The organism is Pseudorhodoplanes sp., from assembly GCF_059499825.1.
Genome location: NZ_JCABZI010000014.1, coordinates 193656 through 210585 on the forward strand (window position 1 = coordinate 193656; position 16930 = coordinate 210585).

Annotated in this window: 14 protein-coding genes; 10 read left to right on the forward strand and 4 right to left on the reverse strand. The window is 63.6% G+C overall.

Annotated elements, in window-relative coordinates; translation table 11 throughout:
* Positions 1–38 precede the first annotated feature (38 nt).
* The 3 genes from AC5I5I_RS20675 to AC5I5I_RS20685 are packed head-to-tail and all read right to left on the reverse strand — an operon-like array spanning position 39 to position 2686.
* On the reverse strand, positions 39–1967 hold the full coding sequence (locus tag AC5I5I_RS20675; RefSeq protein ID WP_495976147.1) for an asparagine synthase-related protein: 1929 nt from the start codon (positions 1965–1967) through the stop codon (positions 39–41).
* A gap of 18 nt (positions 1968–1985) precedes the next feature.
* Positions 1986–2393, reverse strand: coding sequence for a lasso peptide biosynthesis B2 protein (locus AC5I5I_RS20680; RefSeq protein WP_495976148.1), 408 nt, complete (start codon positions 2391–2393; stop codon positions 1986–1988).
* Positions 2390–2686 carry a PqqD family protein gene (locus AC5I5I_RS20685; RefSeq protein WP_495976150.1) on the reverse strand — a complete coding sequence of 99 codons (297 nt, stop codon included), beginning with the start codon at positions 2684–2686 and terminating at the stop codon, positions 2390–2392. Before AC5I5I_RS20685 ends, AC5I5I_RS20680 begins: the two co-directional genes overlap by 4 nt.
* A 504-nt stretch (positions 2687–3190) precedes the next feature.
* Between AC5I5I_RS20685 and AC5I5I_RS20690 the strand changes: the two genes are divergently transcribed.
* The 5 genes from AC5I5I_RS20690 (at position 3191) to AC5I5I_RS20710 (ending at position 8003) form a co-directional block, all read left to right on the forward strand.
* Positions 3191–3823, forward strand: coding sequence for a YcjF family protein (locus tag AC5I5I_RS20690; protein WP_495976152.1), 633 nt, complete (start codon positions 3191–3193; stop codon positions 3821–3823).
* A gap of 60 nt (positions 3824–3883) precedes the next feature.
* Positions 3884–4072, forward strand: coding sequence for a hypothetical protein (locus tag AC5I5I_RS20695; protein WP_495976154.1), 189 nt, complete (start codon positions 3884–3886; stop codon positions 4070–4072).
* 83 nt (positions 4073–4155) lie between these two features.
* Positions 4156–5796 carry a cyclic peptide export ABC transporter gene (locus AC5I5I_RS20700; protein WP_495976156.1) on the forward strand — a complete coding sequence of 547 codons (1641 nt, stop codon included), beginning with the start codon at positions 4156–4158 and terminating at the stop codon, positions 5794–5796.
* Between the two features lie 23 nt (positions 5797–5819).
* On the forward strand, positions 5820–7322 hold the full coding sequence (locus AC5I5I_RS20705; protein ID WP_495976158.1) for a prohibitin family protein: 1503 nt from the start codon (positions 5820–5822) through the stop codon (positions 7320–7322).
* A gap of 36 nt (positions 7323–7358) precedes the next feature.
* The gene (locus AC5I5I_RS20710; protein WP_495976160.1) at positions 7359–8003 is read left to right on the forward strand and encodes a hypothetical protein; all 645 of its coding nucleotides are present in this window, start codon (positions 7359–7361) and stop codon (positions 8001–8003) included.
* Between the two features lie 22 nt (positions 8004–8025).
* Here AC5I5I_RS20710 and AC5I5I_RS20715 read toward each other — a convergent pair whose 3' ends face one another.
* The gene (locus AC5I5I_RS20715; RefSeq protein WP_495976162.1) at positions 8026–11223 is read right to left on the reverse strand and encodes a type 2 lanthipeptide synthetase LanM family protein; all 3198 of its coding nucleotides are present in this window, start codon (positions 11221–11223) and stop codon (positions 8026–8028) included.
* 369 nt (positions 11224–11592) lie between these two features.
* Here AC5I5I_RS20715 and AC5I5I_RS20720 point away from each other — a divergent pair, with 369 nt between their 5' ends.
* The 5 genes from AC5I5I_RS20720 to AC5I5I_RS20740 all read left to right on the forward strand — a co-directional run bounded on the left by AC5I5I_RS20720 (position 11593) and on the right by AC5I5I_RS20740 (position 16908).
* Positions 11593–11736, forward strand: a complete 144-nt coding sequence (locus AC5I5I_RS20720; protein WP_495976164.1) for a hypothetical protein — start codon at positions 11593–11595, stop codon at positions 11734–11736.
* Positions 11737–12098: 362 nt separating this feature from the next.
* Positions 12099–12743, forward strand: a complete 645-nt coding sequence (locus AC5I5I_RS20725; protein ID WP_495976166.1) for a nucleotide-binding protein — start codon at positions 12099–12101, stop codon at positions 12741–12743.
* On the forward strand, positions 12740–13336 hold the full coding sequence (locus tag AC5I5I_RS20730; RefSeq protein WP_495976168.1) for a DUF697 domain-containing protein: 597 nt from the start codon (positions 12740–12742) through the stop codon (positions 13334–13336). The genes AC5I5I_RS20725 and AC5I5I_RS20730 overlap by 4 nt, the downstream gene beginning before the upstream one ends.
* A gap of 645 nt (positions 13337–13981) precedes the next feature.
* A complete protein-coding gene (locus AC5I5I_RS20735) occupies positions 13982–15445 on the forward strand; it encodes an aldehyde dehydrogenase (RefSeq protein ID WP_495976170.1) in 1464 nt (487 codons plus the stop codon).
* Positions 15446–15708: 263 nt separating this feature from the next.
* Positions 15709–16908 carry an amino acid ABC transporter substrate-binding protein gene (locus AC5I5I_RS20740; protein ID WP_495976172.1) on the forward strand — a complete coding sequence of 400 codons (1200 nt, stop codon included), beginning with the start codon at positions 15709–15711 and terminating at the stop codon, positions 16906–16908.
* Positions 16909–16930: the final 22 nt, after the last annotated feature.

Consider the following 16930-nt stretch of genomic DNA (forward strand, 5'->3'; position numbering starts at 1 on the left):
GCGCCTGTCCTCAATCCGGCCACCGTACCGCGTTTGCGTCAATTTGCCGACTCGAACCAGCGCAGGAAGCGGCCGCCGGCAATCCCGCGCATCAGCGCCAGATTGTATTCGGTGAATGTCTCGGGACGATGCCAGCCGTCTGTCGGCCAGTTCGACACGGCGCGCTCAAGACGGGCAAGGTCGATCGCGCGGCTTGCCAGCGGCGAGCGCGAAAGGGCTTCTATCTCGGACGCCAGTTGGTTGCGCCGGCCTGAAAATCTCTCATGCCAATCCGCATCCTGCAGCCCGCGCAAATTGTTGGTCAGGACGGCGTCCGGAAGCAGCCCCCACATCGCGCGCCGGATCAGCGAACGATCGGTGCCTTCGGCCAGATATTGCTCCGGCGGTACGCCGAAACAATAGGACACGACATCGATGTCTGCGGTCGGATCGCGGACCTCCACGCCTGTCAGCGCTTTCTCCGCCGCATACCAGTCGCCGGCATAATCGGCCTGCAGCAGCGACTGGATACGCTCGTCCGAACGCGTGCGATAAAGAAAATCGTGCCGGTTCGTTCGCGCGCGTGCGTCGACGCCCATCGCCGCTGCGAATTCCGGCCGGATCGGCGAATGCTGCTGCCATGGCGCGACACGGCGTGGATGCCGTCGCTCGCTGGAGAGCCATTGCGATATCAGCGGTTCGATGAAGAGGTTTCGTGTCGTCGCCCAGCGCGAGTGCGGCGTGCGGCGATAGTAGAGCCTCCACTGGCGAAGCGCGGTCAGCCAGCGTCCGCGTTTGAGGTGCGCGGCCGCCTGCGACCAGCCGCTCCAACTGATCGTGGAATTGCCGCGCAGGCCGCCGAGCAGCACGCGGCGGCCTTGCTGGCGCGCAAGCCGCAGGATGGCCAGCACCCAGCCGAGATTGGTCGGGTTTCGAACCGGCCCTTCGAGCGCGATGAAAAACCGGTCGATTTCGGCGAAGTCGTCAGCGGCAGTGTTCACGACGTAAGTCACATCGATATTGCCTGCCGCCCTGGCGATGGCGTCGACATAAAGCGTTTCGTCCGCGTAATGTCCGGCTGCGACCGGTGCGTCGAACCCGCGGCGCGGAACGCCGGTGAAGGCGGCGAGCCGTTGCTTGTTCTCGTGAAGTGCACGCGCCGCAAGCGCGGCAACAGACGACGAATCCAGTCCGCCGCTGAGCAGGCAGCCGATCGGATGAGCGCTTCGCATCTGCCGCCGTACCGCGACATTAAGTCTTTCGCGCAAGCCTTCGGCGTAATCCTGGTCCGACGGCAATCGTACGGGACGGATGTCGCGCACCGACCAGTATGGCAGAAGCTTTGTGGCGCCGCCGGAATCGACCTGCATGACATGCGCGGGCGGAACACGGAAAATGTCACGGTAGATCGTAGTCGTGTGCTCGGCATGATTGAGCACAAGAAAATCGGCGAACTTCTCCTCGCTCAATTCGCGCGGGACCGCATTCATCGCGAACAAGCCGTTGGGCATGGTGGCGAAAGCGAAGAAGCGCTCGCTTCGATGCCACATGACGACATTGAGCCCGATGTGGTCTCGGGCCAGCGTCAGGAGACGTTGCTGCGGATTCCAGATCGCCGCCGCAAATGGGCCACGCAGCATCGGCCAGACGGCGTCGCCAAGCCGTTCCCACGCACTCAGCAGAACCCGCGAATCCGGCCAGGTCATCGCGTCCTGGTTCGATAGCCCGATGCGGCGGAGGATGTCCTCGCGGTTGTCGAGCCGCAGGTCGGCGGTGATCATCGCTCCGCTTTGTCCCCGATAGGGCTGATGGTCGGCGCGATCCTCGGGCGTCATCCGCATCAGCACATGGACAAAGCCGATGCTGCCGCTGATGGATATATCGGATCGATCGGGCCCATGGGCGCGAAGGGCGTTCGCCGCCCGATCGAGTTCGCTGCGGCTGACCGGTTGGCCATCGAAACGCAGCATGCCCGCGATACCGCTCATGTGAGGCTGCCGGTCAATTCATCGCAGGCTGCCGAATGCGGCAAGTTGCGTAAACCCGCCGTCGCCATCGTCGCCTATGATTTTTTGTTCGCCGACCTCGATCCAGGCATGAGCGGCAAGGTCTTCGCCGCTGCGTGCGACACCGAGGCATAGCCGGCTTGCGATTCCGCGTCGGCGGAGCATCGCATGCGCGGCCAGTGCGCGGGGCAGACACATCCTGTCCATCCGCTGCCGCGTCGCACTGTGCTCGATCGCCCAGGCGATCCAGTGTACGTCATCGCCTGCAAAGCGGTTCAGCCGCCTCGGCGGACGATCCGCCCAGGCAAACAGGCGGGCCGGAGGCAAGACCCGCACTGCGAGCCGCGCCAGCAGCAGCATGATCGCTGCCTCGCGCAAGTGGATTCGCCGCCTTGTCCGGGGCTTCATCGCGAGGCGTCTCGATCGATGTGCCGGGCCAGCCGGCGTTCGATCAGGCGCTGAAGGAAAGGCAACACGTCATGCGACAAGGTCGCGGCATCGACATCATGGTTTTGTGACAGGCTGTCGAAAATGTCGCCGACCCGGCGCGGTTCGGACAGCATCTGCCAGATTTCGCTCGCCACTCCGTTGAAGCTGACATAGGTGCCCGACTGGAGGCTCAGGACGACCATGCGGCCATCGAGATCTGCCGCGGGGAGGGTCCGGTCGCGGACCAGGATGCTGTCAATCGTCACACCCACGCTCAACAGGCTCCACAAATCGCCGGCCTGAGGCGGCAAACTAGCCGAAGCGGAAAGTCTTCGCCATCAGGCTGGGTTCGACTGGCAGCCGTTATTCGGTCCGAGCCGACAGCGGAAACGACATTTCGAAAGCAAAACCGAGCTTGGATGACGGCGAGGTGGGAGCCGGTTCGGGCGGGTGGGGAGGCAATTGTCCGGTTACAGCGGCTTTCGTCGTCGTCCCGATCGGCACTTCGACAATCGCAGGGGCTTCCCAGGCTCGCCGTTCCTGCCGGGGACCAGTGTCTGAAAGCTGTGACCGCATCTCGCCTCCGGAATGTCCCGTCAGGCAAATATTATGGGTATCGGTTCACACGAGGCAAGGGTGAACGACACACGTCCGGGGAGCCTTCCTGGCAGCGACGATAACTCTTTGGTTTGCAAGCATGTAACGCCCGGCGCCAGCGCTTGGCAGTGGCAACCCGCCATGATAGCTTTTTTTCGGAGCAGGCTAGATTGAGGCGAGTGGATCGCTCGATCAGATGGCGGCCGATCCATGCATGCCGAAAGGGTTCTCGTATGGCACAAAAAACGACTTCAGAGGCAGAGGTAAAGCCCGGGGCGCCGGAAACCGCAGCGCCTGAGCTAACCCCTGCGGCGCGCCATGAGATGGCGGACAAGCTCGTCGATCGCTTCTCCTTGTGGGGCGGCGTTGCTGGCCTTGTCCCGGTGCCGGTTGTCGATGTCGCCGCCGTCGCCGGCATCCAGTTGCAGATGCTGCGCCGACTGTCGCAAATCTATAACGTGCCGTTTTCGGAAAACAGCGGCAAGGCCGTGATCGCGGCACTCGCTGGCACGATGATTCCCGCCACCAGCGGCATCGGCGCGGCCAGCATGCTGAAGTCGATCCCGATCATCGGCACCATCGCGTCGGGATTTGTGATGCCGGCGCTGGCCGCCGGTGCAACCTTTGCCATTGGCAAGGCGTTCGTCCAGCACTTCGAATCGGGCGGCACGCTGCTCGACTTCAATCCGCCGGACTACCGTGAATTCATCAAGGTGCAGAAGGAGAAGTGGGATTCGCGCTCGCGCAACAAGGTGTCAGCGACGCAAACGCCCGCTGCTGGCGCCACGACGGAGGCGGCAAACAACCATTGACCTGCAGGGTCTGTATCAAACCGGAGGGCAGCCGCGATTGCGAAATCGGCGGCTGTTCCAATGAGACCGATGATCGAAGCGGCCCTCTATATCGTGTTTTGTGCGCTCACCGGGCTTTGCGGTATCGGGCGCAGGATGGGCTTCCTGGGCACGTTCGGGCTCGCACTTCTGACCACGCCGCTGGTGGTTCTGCCCCTGCTTCTGCTCACCGGCCCGTCGCGAAATACGGAATGGCGTCGGCGGCCCTGATCCTGTCATATAGAAACCGGCGCGCGGCTTTTTCCGGGGCCCGGCTGCGCTCCTTGCAACAATAGCCGGCCGGCAGCACCGCAATGTCCTTCCTTCAGCTTGTCCACCGCGAGATGCACGCTTCGGTGCGGAAGCTGGTGTTCATGTCGGTGATCGGCGGCGTCAGCAACGCGGCCATTCTCACCGCCATCAACGCAGGTGCCGCGGCGGCCGACACCGAAGAACGCGGCAGCCTGTGGGCTGCGACGCTGTTCGTGGTCTCGCTGTTCCTGTTCTTCAAGACGCAGGTCTATGTCTCGACCACGATCACCTCGGAGATCGAGGCCATCATTCACAAGCTTCGCGTCCGGATGATGGACTATGTCCGGCGCTCGGAATTGCTTGCGATCGAGGACATCGGGCGGTCGCGGATCATCGCATCGATTTCCGGCGATGCCGCGATCCTGACGCAAGCGAGCAACATGCTCAGCTTCTCGATCCAGGGTCCGGTGCTGATCGGGTTCGTCGCGATCTATGTAGCCTATCTCTCGATCGTTGCGTTTCTGCTCAGCGTCCTGATCGTCAGCATGGCTGGCGTGATCTTCCATTTCAGGAGCCGCCGGCTGACCGCAGAGCGCTCGCTTGCGGCCGAGCATGAGCGGCGGCTATTCGACCGCATCACCGACTTCCTCGATGGCTTCAAGGAACTCAGGCTCAACCGCCCGCGCAGCGACGCCCTTTTCGACGACGCCGTCAACGTGTCGCGGACCGCTGCCAACATCAAGATCCGCGCGCAGTCGGAGACGTTCAAGCAGATCGCCTACTCGCAGGGCTACATGTATATCCTGCTGGGCACCGTCGTTTTCGTGGCGCCGCAATTCAGCGACAGCCTTGGCGGAACGTCCGTCGCAAAGATCACCGCGGCGCTCCTCTACGTGATCGGCGCATGTTTCGCGTTGGTGCAGTCGATCCCGATCCTGATGAATGCCAATGCCGCGGCGGATCGCATCGCGCGGCTGGAAGATTTGCTGCGCTCGACCGTGTCCTCGGAGACCGATGAGATCGTGTCGCCGAAGAGCTTCAAGACGATCGAGATGCGCGACATCGTCTTCAGCTATGTCGATCGCCATTCCGATGCGGCGTTCCATATCGGGCCGATCGATTTCACCCTGCGCGCGGGCGAGCTAGTCTTCATCACCGGCGGCAACGGGTCGGGAAAGTCGACCTTCCTGCGGGTGCTCGCCGGGCTCTACCATCCCGAAGAGGGGGACATCCTGCTGGACGGCAGGCGGGTCAACAAGGTGACCCGGGATGAGTATCGCGAGCTGTTTTCGGCAATTTTCTACGACTATCACCTCTTCAGGCGGCTTTACGGGATCCCGGACGCAGACCCCAGCGATCTTGCGAACCTGCTCGCCAAATTCCGGCTGGAGGACAAGACCGGCCTGATCGACGGCGAGTTCCGCACCCTCGACCTGTCCGGCGGCCAGCGCCGGCGCCTCGCACTGATTGTCAGTATGCTGGAAAACCGCCCCATCATGCTGCTAGACGAGTGGACCGCCGAGCAGGATCCGGAATACAGGCGCAAGTTCTATTATGAGCTATTGCCGGAGATGATAAGCGCCGGAAAGACCGTCGTGGTCATCACCCACGACGACCGCTTTCTGGACGAGCTTAATCTCACGGGACGACGCATACATATGGAAGAGGGCCGAATTGTCGAAGAACGTCCAGTGGGCGGCTGAAGGCGTTCGATGAGGTACGACTGATGGCAACGTATCCCGAGACTCTCGATGGCAACCCGCCGCCGCCGGCGAGGAGACGCGGCGCGTGGAATTTTCTGACACGACGTCTGCCGAGCTTCGCCTTCATGCTGCTGGTGCTGTTCCTCGCGGTGACGGTGCTCTGGCGCTTCGTTGTCATCACGGTGCCAAGCGGCCATGTCGGCGTTCTCTGGAAGCGGTTCAACACCTTCGATTACTATTGCTGGTGCTTCGCCGGTCGCGGCACCATGCTCAATCCGCAGCAATTGCGCGGGGAGGGCCTGCACCTCGTTTGGCCGTGGGATCACCTGTTCATCTACAATCTTCGCCTGCAATCCACGGCGCAGACCTACAACGCGATCTCGCGGGATGGCGTGAACGTCGCCATTCAGATGAACATTCGATATCAGTTGCTGCACAACGCGGTTGCGGTTCTGCACAAGTTCATCGGGCCCGCCTATTTCGATTCCGTCGTCAGTCCCGAGATCGGGAGCCAGACCCGGCAGGTGATTTCGCAATACACCGCGCAGGAGGTCTACACGTCCCGCGAAGCGATTCAGGAGCGTGTCCGCGACAACGCCCGCAAGGCTCTCGGCACCAATCTCAACAAGCTGGTTCAGCCGGAGGCGATGGAGCAGCCGGATCCGAGGAACTACAACGACGTTCTGCAATACTCGATCCAGATCATCGATACGCTCGTGCTGAGCATCGAGCTGCCCCCGGCCATCGTTGCAGCCATTAACCGCCAGACCGAGCAATTCTACCTGATTCAGGAATACCGTTACCGCGTCGAGCGCGAAGCGCAGGAGTCGCGTCGCAAGCAGATCGAGGCCAATGGTATCGCTGCTTTCCAGCAGACTGTCGGTCAGGGCATTACGGATTCGTATCTGCGCTGGCGCGGCATCGAGGCCACGCTCGCCCTGTCGCAGTCACAGAACTCCAAGATCGTCGTGATCGGCGGTGGCAAGGACGGTTTGCCGATCATTCTTGGGAATGTCGACCAGCCTGCGGGGCCCGCAACGCCGCCGCGGAAGGATGCAGTTCCATCTTCGCCGACCGACACCGTGCCGGGTGCCTATGCCCCGGCGCAGGCGGTGCCCCGCGCATTCGCTCCGCAGGCATTGCCGCGGGAGTTTGCGCCGCCACAGGGGCCGACAACTGGGGCGGCTCCAACGGCAACGCCGCCGACTGGGACGCCGCCGACGGTGACGTCGCCGACCACGGTGGTGGTCCAGCCGGGTGCAGCGGTGAACGTGAATCCGCAGCCAAGCGCATCACCGCAGACGCCGCCCGGGCCGGGCGAAAAGCCGGCGAATTCGCCGGAGCCCGGTGCCGCCAACAAGCCGGGTGCGAAGCCGCAAGCCAGCGAAAAGCCGGCGGTCTTCAATCCTTTCGACCTGTCCAGTTACGAGTCGGTGTTGTCGCGGATCACCGGCGGCTCGCGGCCGGCCAGCCAGCAGGATGGCGCCGAAGCGCCGGCCAGGCCGGCGGCGGCTGAGAAGCGGTAGCAGAGGCCATGGGCAGCAGAGTTCGGATCACAGGTTGTGTCCGGCAAACCCGAAATCGCGGTGGTGGGTGAGATGGCGCGGTGGCGTGGGATCAGACAGAGGAGGGCGGCAGGCGTGGCCAATGCGCAAGCCGCTCGTGCGGTCGAAGCGGATTTGAGTTCGCGGGCGGCCTGGCGATTGCTGACGCGCCGCCGTCGCGTCTACATCCTGCTGATCGAGACCTTGCTGATCCTGGGTGTGGCCCTGATCGGGCATATCACCGGACGCGAACTGGCCAGACGCCAGTTGGCGCAGCGTGAACTGACCATCCAGCAGCTTCGCGAGGAAAGGCAGCAGGTCAGCGCAGAACTGAACCTGCGCGCGGATCGAATCCTCACCCTGCAGACGCGTCTGAACCACGTGCAGGGCGTGCTGGATGGCATCGTCCCATCGGAGAACATCTACGTCGTGTTGCCGAACCAGTCGCTGATCGTCGCGGGCGGCGGGGTGACCGTCGGTCTCATGGGCGCGCCGACCATCCAGGGCGTGAATGTGAACGTCAACGGCCAGCGATACCTCGCGGCCGCCGGCGACGTCATCACCGCCAAGGTCAGCGACTCCAGGACCTGCCGGGTGACAATTCAGTCCTTCGATATGTTCAAGGCGGTGCTCCACGCCACATGTGCGGAAGAGCTGAGATAGGTCGAGTAGCCGTCGCGCGCGGTCATTCCCAGATCAAAACGTTCGGCAAGCTCTCGTCGCGTTGCCGCAGCAGCGTGTAGCCGACGCCGGCGAGACCGCGGAACAGGCCGAGATTGAAGCGCTGTCCGCCGCTATTCCAGCGATAGTCCCCGGTTGACCCGGCAGCCTGGACGATTGCGGCCAAGCGGTTCGCTGCGGTCTCGCGAATGTCCGGACGGCCGAGCGCCTCGCCGGCTTCGCACAGGAATTCGACATTGCCGAGCGTGCCGCAGCAGAGGGTGTCCAGCTCCGTCGGCCAGGCCTTGTCCACACCGGCGAGGGCGTGGCGGATATCGTCCCGCAGGGTTGCGGGGTCCATCCTTCCCTGTTTGAGCAGGGCGGCGCGCGCAAGGCCGATGCCCGGTGCGCCGTGACACCAGCGGCAGGCCCAGCCGGGTTCGTCCGCATGCCGCCGGTCCGGCCAATTGCGACGGTCCGCATCGTAAGTCGAATTCTCGAAGGCGAGTGCTTCGGACGCGGCTTGCTGAAAATCGTCACGTCCCGTCGCGGCAGCAAGCGATGCCAGCGCCAGAGCGAAGCCGGCGGCGCCGTGCGACATTCCGTTGAGGGCGTTCGGGCCGAGGCCGTGCCCGACCCAGCTCCGTAATCCCTCCGGGCCGGCGCGCTCCTGGCGCAGGAGATGTTCGCCGCATCTGATCGCGCGCGCCAGGACGTCGGGCGCCTGCGTATCGCGGTGAAGCCGCAGCAGGCCGAGAATGGCGCCGGCGCTGCCCCCGAGCGCATCCAGCCGCTTGTCCGCCGCGATCAACTCGTCCGTGATCAGTGCCGAGGCCACATTGGCGTCGGCCAGCAGATCCGCGTTGTCGAGGCTTCGAGCGATGGCGGTCAGCGCGTAGACCAGCGAGCCCAGCCCCGTGGCGCCGCCGATCCCGAGCGAACGGGCGAACCGTGCCGCGTTCCGGTCCTTCAGCTTCCTGCGCAGATGGCTCAGGGCGGCGAGCGCCAACTCGGCAGAGGGAGCATGGCCGGCAACTGCCGAATGCGCCGCCAGGAAGACCGCGATGCCGGATACGCCATTGTAGAGATCGGGGCCCAGCGGCGCGAGCTGGAACACCTCGGCATCGCCCATCCAGTCGAGACCGATCCACGACGCCGATCCGCCCCGGCGGATCGCATGATCGGATATTTCGGCTGCGACGCGATCGGATTCCAAGGCAAACGCTGTGTCGGTTGCTGCAACGTCCGATTTCAGCAGCGCCCGGAATGCGTCGGCGGAGTTCGAGGGCCTGGTCGGTGTGGTATTGGCCCGAATAACGGCAGTCTGCCAAGCGACCTCCCGCTCGTCGAAATCGCGCAGGCGGGCCTGGGCGCGCTCAAGAGCGGTGGGTCCGGTGAAAGTTGCAACCGGGCCTTCGAAGTCGCTGACTACATGCCCGTCGCTCGGCAAAACGAAATGCGGAACGTTCAGCGCGAGCAGCGCGGATCGTTCGGCGCGAAGGAACGGCCAGTTCGGGTCGGAAGCCCCGTCCCAGTCGGATAGTCGGGCGATAAAATCCGCCTGGGCCGACCACGCTGCGCCGTCGTCCATGCTGCGGTGGGTTTTGAGCCGTTGCAGCAGCATCGAATAGAAGCGGGTCGGCCGCACCACCTTGCGGACCGCCGCGCCAGCAAACCCCTCGAACAGCCGTCCCTGATCGGCTCCGCGCGTCCAGTGCGACAAGAACCGGGCATAGTCTTCGAAGCCCGCCACGAGGGCGTCGACATGGTCACGGAACCGCGCGTAACGACCGTCGACATGCGGCAAATTTGGGTTCGCCGTATCGACCAGCTTGGTTCGGGTCGGCCGCATGGTGTCGGTGTTGATGTCGATCCAAGCGATCCTGACCCTGGAATTCCAGTCGGCGGTCAGGGCGCCCATCGCAAACACCGACGTGTCCGGCGCGCGGCCATAAGCGGGCAGGATGCCGACCGCCATCACCGAATTCGCGATCATGTCGGCGGCGGCATCGGAGGCGGCACTTTCGGCCTCCTGCGATTTAGGCGCCGCCCCGGGCGGCTGCAGGATGGTCTCGAGATCGATCGGCACGGGCTGGTCGCCGGCGGCGATGATGTTCTCCTGGTGCATGTCGGTCGCGGCAAAGCAGTGGAATAGCGCAAGCCAGGCGCCGGCCCGGCGGAAATACATCTCGCAGTCGGCCTCATCGGCGACGTCGGTATGGTCGATGAATTCCGCCCAGCCGTAATGGTCACGCGCGATCGCGTCGGCCGCCCGCAAGTCCAGCGGCGGGCTGGATGCATTGAGCCGCCCGATCAAGGCGTGCCAGGCGACATCGAGCCGCAGATCCTTGGGCTTGTAGACGACCCGGGCGCCGTCCTCGAAGGTGACGATGAAGACCGAGCGACCGCCATTATGACGATCCGAAAGATCGCCGGCGATACGGGCGACGCACGCGTGGCCGTCGCGGCGGACCAGGTCGCGGCGGATCGCGTCGATATCGGCGTCAAGCCGCAACGCAAATTCGTGGACGGCGTCGATCCATTGCCGGGTCAGCGTGGCGAGCAATCGCAGGAGGACCGGCTTCTCCTCGAACAAGCTGCGGAAGCCGCCATCCTTCATGTCCGCGACAAACCGGTCATAGAGCGCAGTCGACGCCTCGGGTCCCGTCGGCGCCGTTTCGGACGGCATGTCGCCACGGGCCGCAGAGAAGCGCTCATACAGCGGCGGTACGCAGAGGTCGGTCAGCTGGTCCAGAAGCATCCGCCGGAGGTCGGCACGCGCGGCTTCGGTGAAATGGCGGCGGACTGGTGTCCCGATCGCGCTCCAGAGCAGATTTTCGGCCTGTTCGACGACCGGAAACAGCAGATGCTCGAAAGCCTGCGGCGCCATCGCCTGAGCCGTGCTGGTTTGCCCCGACGAGCGGCTCCGCAGCGCTGATTCGATCCAGGCAGCGTCTTCGACCCAGGCGGACTGCCGACGCGGGGCCGCGCGAACCGCCACCGACAGGCGCCGCTGAACATCCTCGTAAGACAACCCGTCGCGTTCCAACCTGCGGCGAAACAACCCGGCGTCGCCATTGGCGGAAGCGCGGGACCAAGCGGTGATTCGGGCCTTGGCCAAGTCCGGATCGCCGGCCTGACCGGGTAGCGGCTCGAAGTCACCGGACAGGAGCTCGTCAATTGCCGCGGCGCGCGCGATCAAACGCTCGAAAAACGCTTCCATCACTCTGTCTCAGGGGCCCCGCGCACGCTTATCCCCCGCGGCATAACGAATGTCACGATGCGAAGAGACACACAATCTGCACTGTTTTTGCAGCCGGATCGGGCGATAACGTCCGCCGATCGGTAAAAACAGGCCGTTTCGCATCGGACCGCGCGACCGGCCGAACAAGACCGCGTCGTCAATGTGTCACGGTCAGGGAATCGACATGAATCGTTAGTCAGGATTTTTAAGGGTTCGTTGTGGTGAGAAACTGACCACTGATTGACTTTTTACCTCACTTGGCGAATCCTTGCATTGCCAGCAGGGGGAAATTTCTCCGAGTTTCCTCGTTACTTTCTATGCATCTGGCGGATGAAAGGAATTTACGCCATGACCCTCACCACCCAAAAAGAACAAGAGATCCTGAGCTTCGACGTTTCCGACGAAGTGCTGGAAAGTGCCGCAGGAACCGAGACCTCCGCAAACTACACGCTGGGTTCGTGCACCGGCCTGTCCGTTTGCCCGGCCTGGTAATCTCCGGACGGTTTTGTCTGAAAAGACAATTTGGCGCCGTTTCCGAATAGCTCGGAAACGGCGTTATTTTTTTTGCCTGTGCGTTTCTGTGTCGGGCTTGTGCTTCCGCCCGCGAGACGCCCGCGAATTGCGGCGAACCCGAATCCGACATGCTTCAGTTCATCGGGCTCAAGCCCTGCCGGTCCGAATGGGCTCATCGTCTGGCCGTTAAGCCGAGCGACCCTTCAACAAAGCTGTGACCACCCTTGTGCATGACCGCTTTTCTGTGCCGTCCGGGCCTCAAGCTGTAGGCGTTGCCTGCGGAAATTAGGTACCATTGTTGACGAATCACAGCGTGGGTCTGTTGCCGAGGAGGCCGTGAGATGATCATCACAGTGGCCACGATGAAGGGTGGCAGCGGCAAGAGCACTGTTGCCAGTTGTCTGGCAGTCTACTGGCATTTGCGCGGCCGGCGCCCGACCCTCATCGATGCGGATCCGCAGCGTTCGATCATGGGACTGGCAGCGCGAGAGCGCGGACTTGGCGGCGTTGCCGTCATCGAGGATGCGACCGAAGAGGTAACCAGGACCGCGCGCCGGCTCTCGCTTGCCGGCGGACTGGTGATCATCGACACGCCGGGATTTCGCGCAAAGACCACGCTGGACTGCGTCGCGGCGTCGGACTTCCTTCTGGTGCCGGTGAAGCCGTCGCCGTTCGACGTCGACCGGACGCTGGATACCATCGGCTTCCTGACCGAGCGCAACGATGGGCGCCGCCCGCTCTATCGCTGCCTCCTGACCCAGACGACGCGCGATTCCGTGATAGCGAGGCATATTCGCGCAGAACTCACCGAGGCCGGCCTTCCCGTGCTGGAGAACGAGATGCAGAACCGGGTTGCCTATCCGGAAGCGTCATTGTGGGGCGCGACACCCAGCCTGATCAGCTGGAAGGGACCGGCGGCGAAGGAAATCGCGGCGATCGCGGACGAGATGGACGCGGTGCTCGGTCAGCAGCAGGCCGCCGCATGACACGCAAACAACTCCCGAAGGCGATCAAGCCGGCCGGATCGGGCTTGCGATACATTCCGGGCGAAGCCGGCACCGAGGCGCCGCTGCCGCAATCGGTAACGGCCAAGCCCACGACGCCGAAAGAACCAGTCCAGGTCGAGGCCGATGACTGGAAGCCGTCGCCGCCGCCGGCGAATGACTCGTTTGTCGTGTTGCCGCCGCTGACGCAGGGCGAGGCGGAGCGGCGGCTGCAACTGGCCTTCAAGATTGTCGATCGGCACAAGATGTATGCCGGTCTCGGTGGACTTGTGCCGATGCCCGCCGTGAACGTCGCCAGCGTGACCGCCATCAATCTGCGGATGGTGAAGGTGCTGAGCGATCTTTACGGGATCGCATTCGAGCGCGACAAGATGCGGTCGATCGTGCTCGGCCTCATGGGCGGCGCGACACCGACCGGACTAGCGGCGGCGACGGCGACGACATTGTCCTTCGCCGCGCCATTCGCCGGTGCCTTCGGTCTTGTCGTCTCCACGGTCGTTGCCGCGACATTGACGCGACGGATCGGCCTGTATTTCGTCGAGCGCTTCGAAACCGAAACGCTCGTCGTGCGCTGACCGGCGCTCCAGCGCTCCAAGCGGACGCGCTTGGACGGCCCTGTTGTTTGAAATGCGCTGGTGCGCCTTGCCTCAAATGAAAGCGGTGAGGGGAATGATGCGGCCGAAAAACGCAGGGCATTCCTGATAAGCCACGCTCGCTTTGACACGAACGCGGACGCCTCACGGCGCATCGCACCCGCGTCAAGGTTGCGCTCGTCCCGGGCGCTCTTTTTGGCGGCGTCTTTGCGTATCTGCGCCAACGGGGCGCAGGCCCTTCAGCAAGCTCCTCGCGCACGGGTCGTAGTGCCCGTAGAGCGGGGTCCCGGGGCTCCCCGGGAGCATGGCCGACGAAGCCACACCCGCGGGCGCCGCACCACGCTCCATCAACAGACGTCACCGGCTGACGCCCCTCATGAACGAGGTGACGCATTTGTATGCCTTTATTCCTATGATGTCGGAAGCAGAATCCGCGTTTTGTGGCGCGTCTGACCCAGCGCGCAAACCGGCGAACCCAACTTGTCGTCCCAACCAGGACGTGGGGTGCGGCGCGCCGATTGGCGCACCGCGCAGGGTTGCGATACGATGTTGCCGCACGCGGCCAGTTTGGCCCGGCAATCATCACAAAGAAACTAGGGCCACGCAGCGGTCCGCGGGAGACGCGCGATGAACATGATGTCGAAGATCAAGCCGGTCCCCGCGGCGCCGGATCGGCTGTTCATCGGTGGCCGATGGGTCGAGCCCATTTCGAAGCAGACGCTCGACGTGATCTCACCGGTCACCGAGGAACTGATCCTGAGCTATCCCGAGGCGGGGCGGGCGGATATCGACCGCGCCGTGGCCGAAGCCCGCGATGCGTTCGACAACGGACCGTGGCCGCGCATGGCGCCGTCCGAACGCGCAGGCTATCTGCGCAAGATCGCGGAGTTGTTGTCGCAACGCCTCGATGACATTGCCAATGCCTGGACGCTGCAGGTCGGCGCGCCGATCATGCTGACCAAGAAGCTGGTCGGACAAAATCCGACGCTGTTCAACTACTACGCCGACCTGATCGAAACCTATCCGTTCGTCGATGAGCGCAAGCGCGACGACGGCGGCCGGGTGAGGGTTGTGAAGGAGCCGGTCGGGGTCTGTGCCGCAATCACGCCGTGGAACGCGCCGCTCGTCTTGTTGAGCTACAAGGTTGCCGCAAGTCTTGCCGCCGGTTGCACCATCGTGTCGAAGCCGTCGCCCGAAACCCCGCTTGAGGCTTACATCCTCGCCGAATGCATCGAGAAAGCCGGATTGCCGGCCGGCGTGTTCAATCTGGTGCCGGCCGGACGCCAGGGTGGCGACTATCTTGTGCGTCACAAGGAGGTCGACAAGGTCGCGTTCACCGGTTCCACCGCGGCCGGCAAGCATATCGCGGCGGTGTGCGCGGAGCGGCTGGCGCGCGTCAGCCTCGAACTCGGCGGCAAGTCACCCGCGATCCTGCTCGATGACGCCGATTTTGCCGCGGCGCTGCCGAGCCTGATGGTTTATTCGATGCCGATCACCGGGCAGGTCTGCTTCTCGCTGACGCGCATTCTGGTGCCGGAGCGGCGCAAGCAGGAGTTCCTCGACATGTTCCTGGGCGCGGTGTCGAAGATCAAGGTCGGCGATCCGTTCAGCCCGGACACGCAGATGGGGCCGTTGACGATGGCGCGGCAACGCGCGCGCGTGGAAGGCTATATCGCCGCAGGTCGCGCGGAAGGTGCGACGCTGGCGTGCGGCGGCGGCCGGCCGAAAGATTTCGACAAAGGCTATTACATTGAGCCGACCGTATTCACGGACGTGCATCCGTTTATGAAGATCGCGCAGGAGGAGATCTTCGGCCCGGTGGTGTCCGTCATCACCTACACCGACGAGGATGACGCGATCCGCAAGGCCAACAACTCGGTCTACGGATTGAGCGGCGCGGTCTACACCGCCGACCCCGAACGCGGCTATCGCATGGCGCGCCGGATGCGAACCGGCAGCGTGACCGTCAACGGCATGATCGTCGACCCGAAGCATCCCTTCGGCGGGTTCAAGCAATCCGGCGTGGGCCGCGAGGGCGGGATTGAAGGGCTGGACAACTACGTCGAGACCAAGACTATCCATTTTGCGTGATCGGCCGGGACGATCCCGGCCTTCGACAACACCGTCCGATCCGTGGGCGTGTCCAGAACGGCGCGCCCTTGGCGGCAGAACGCCGCACCGGATAGGCAATTAGTATTGCCTTGAAGGTGGGCGATGTTTGCGCCTGTTGGCCGCGAACCAATTGACGTTAACGATGAACCATGCTGGACCATAACCCGCACTGGCCGATACATTGCCGCCGGCAATAACAAGGCGCCGAACGCGCCATAGTCGACAACGCAGAGGAGGAATTCATGTTCAGGAGAATGACGATGATGCTTGCGGCTTCGGCCGCCACGTTCGTCATGGCGACCGGATTGGCGGCCGCCCAGGACACCATCAAGATTGGTGCAAGTGCACCGAAGACCGGGCCGCTCGGCGCGCCTGCCGCGGTCACGCATTGGCCGAACATCAAGCTCTGGGTCGAAGAGGTCAACAAGCGCGGCGGCCTCAAGGTCGGCGGCAAGCAGATGAAGGTCGAAGTCATCGAGCTGGACGACAAGACCTCGGCCGACGAGGCGATCAAGAACATCACGCGCCTCGCCACGGTCGACAAGGTCGACTTCCTCGTGACGCCGTACTCGACCGGCATCAATGCCGCGACCGCGCCGCTGATCGCGAAATTCGGCTATCCGCATATCGCGACCACGGCCGCATCGAACAGCGTGGAAGACTTCGCCAAGCGCTGGAAGAATTCGGTCTGGATGCTGGGCACCTCCAAGCAGCTCGCCGAGGGCGCCGCCGATGCGCTGAAGAAGCTTCGCGACTCCGGCGCGATCGGCAAGCGCGTGGCGCTGGTCAACGTCGCCGACGCCTTCGGCCTCGAACTGCTCAATGCCGGCAAGCCGGCGTTGCAGAAGGCCGGCTTCGAGATCGTGTATGAAGCATCCTATCCGCTTGGCACGCAGGACGTTGCGCCGATCATCTCCGCGGCCAAGGCGGCCAATCCGGATGCGTTCGTGGCGTTCTCATATCCGCCGGACACGATGGCGCTGACCGATCAGGCCCGCATCCAGAAGTTCGATGTCGGCGCCTTTTATGTTGGTGTCGGAACGGCGTTCCCTAGCTATATCGGGCGCTTCAAGGATGCCGCCAATGGTGTGATGGGCGTCGGCGGCTTCGACTCGAGCTCTCCGGCAATCCAGGATTATCGCAAGCGGCACAAGGAAGTGACCGGGGTCGATGCGGATTCGTGGGCGAGCCCCGTGACCTATGCCGGGCTCGAAATCCTTGGCCAGGCGATCGAGCGCGCCGGCACGACCGACAAGGCGAAGGTGGCCGAGGAAATCCGCAAGGCGCCGTTCAAGACCATCGTCGGCGAGGTCGACCTCAAGGACGGCATCAACCAAAAGGTCTGGACCGTCGGCCAGTGGCAGGACGGCGTGTTCAACGGCGTGGCGTCCGATGGCATTCCCGGTGCGAAGGCGCCGGTGAAGAAAGAGCCCTGGAAGTAACCCTTCGAGGAACGAAGATGTC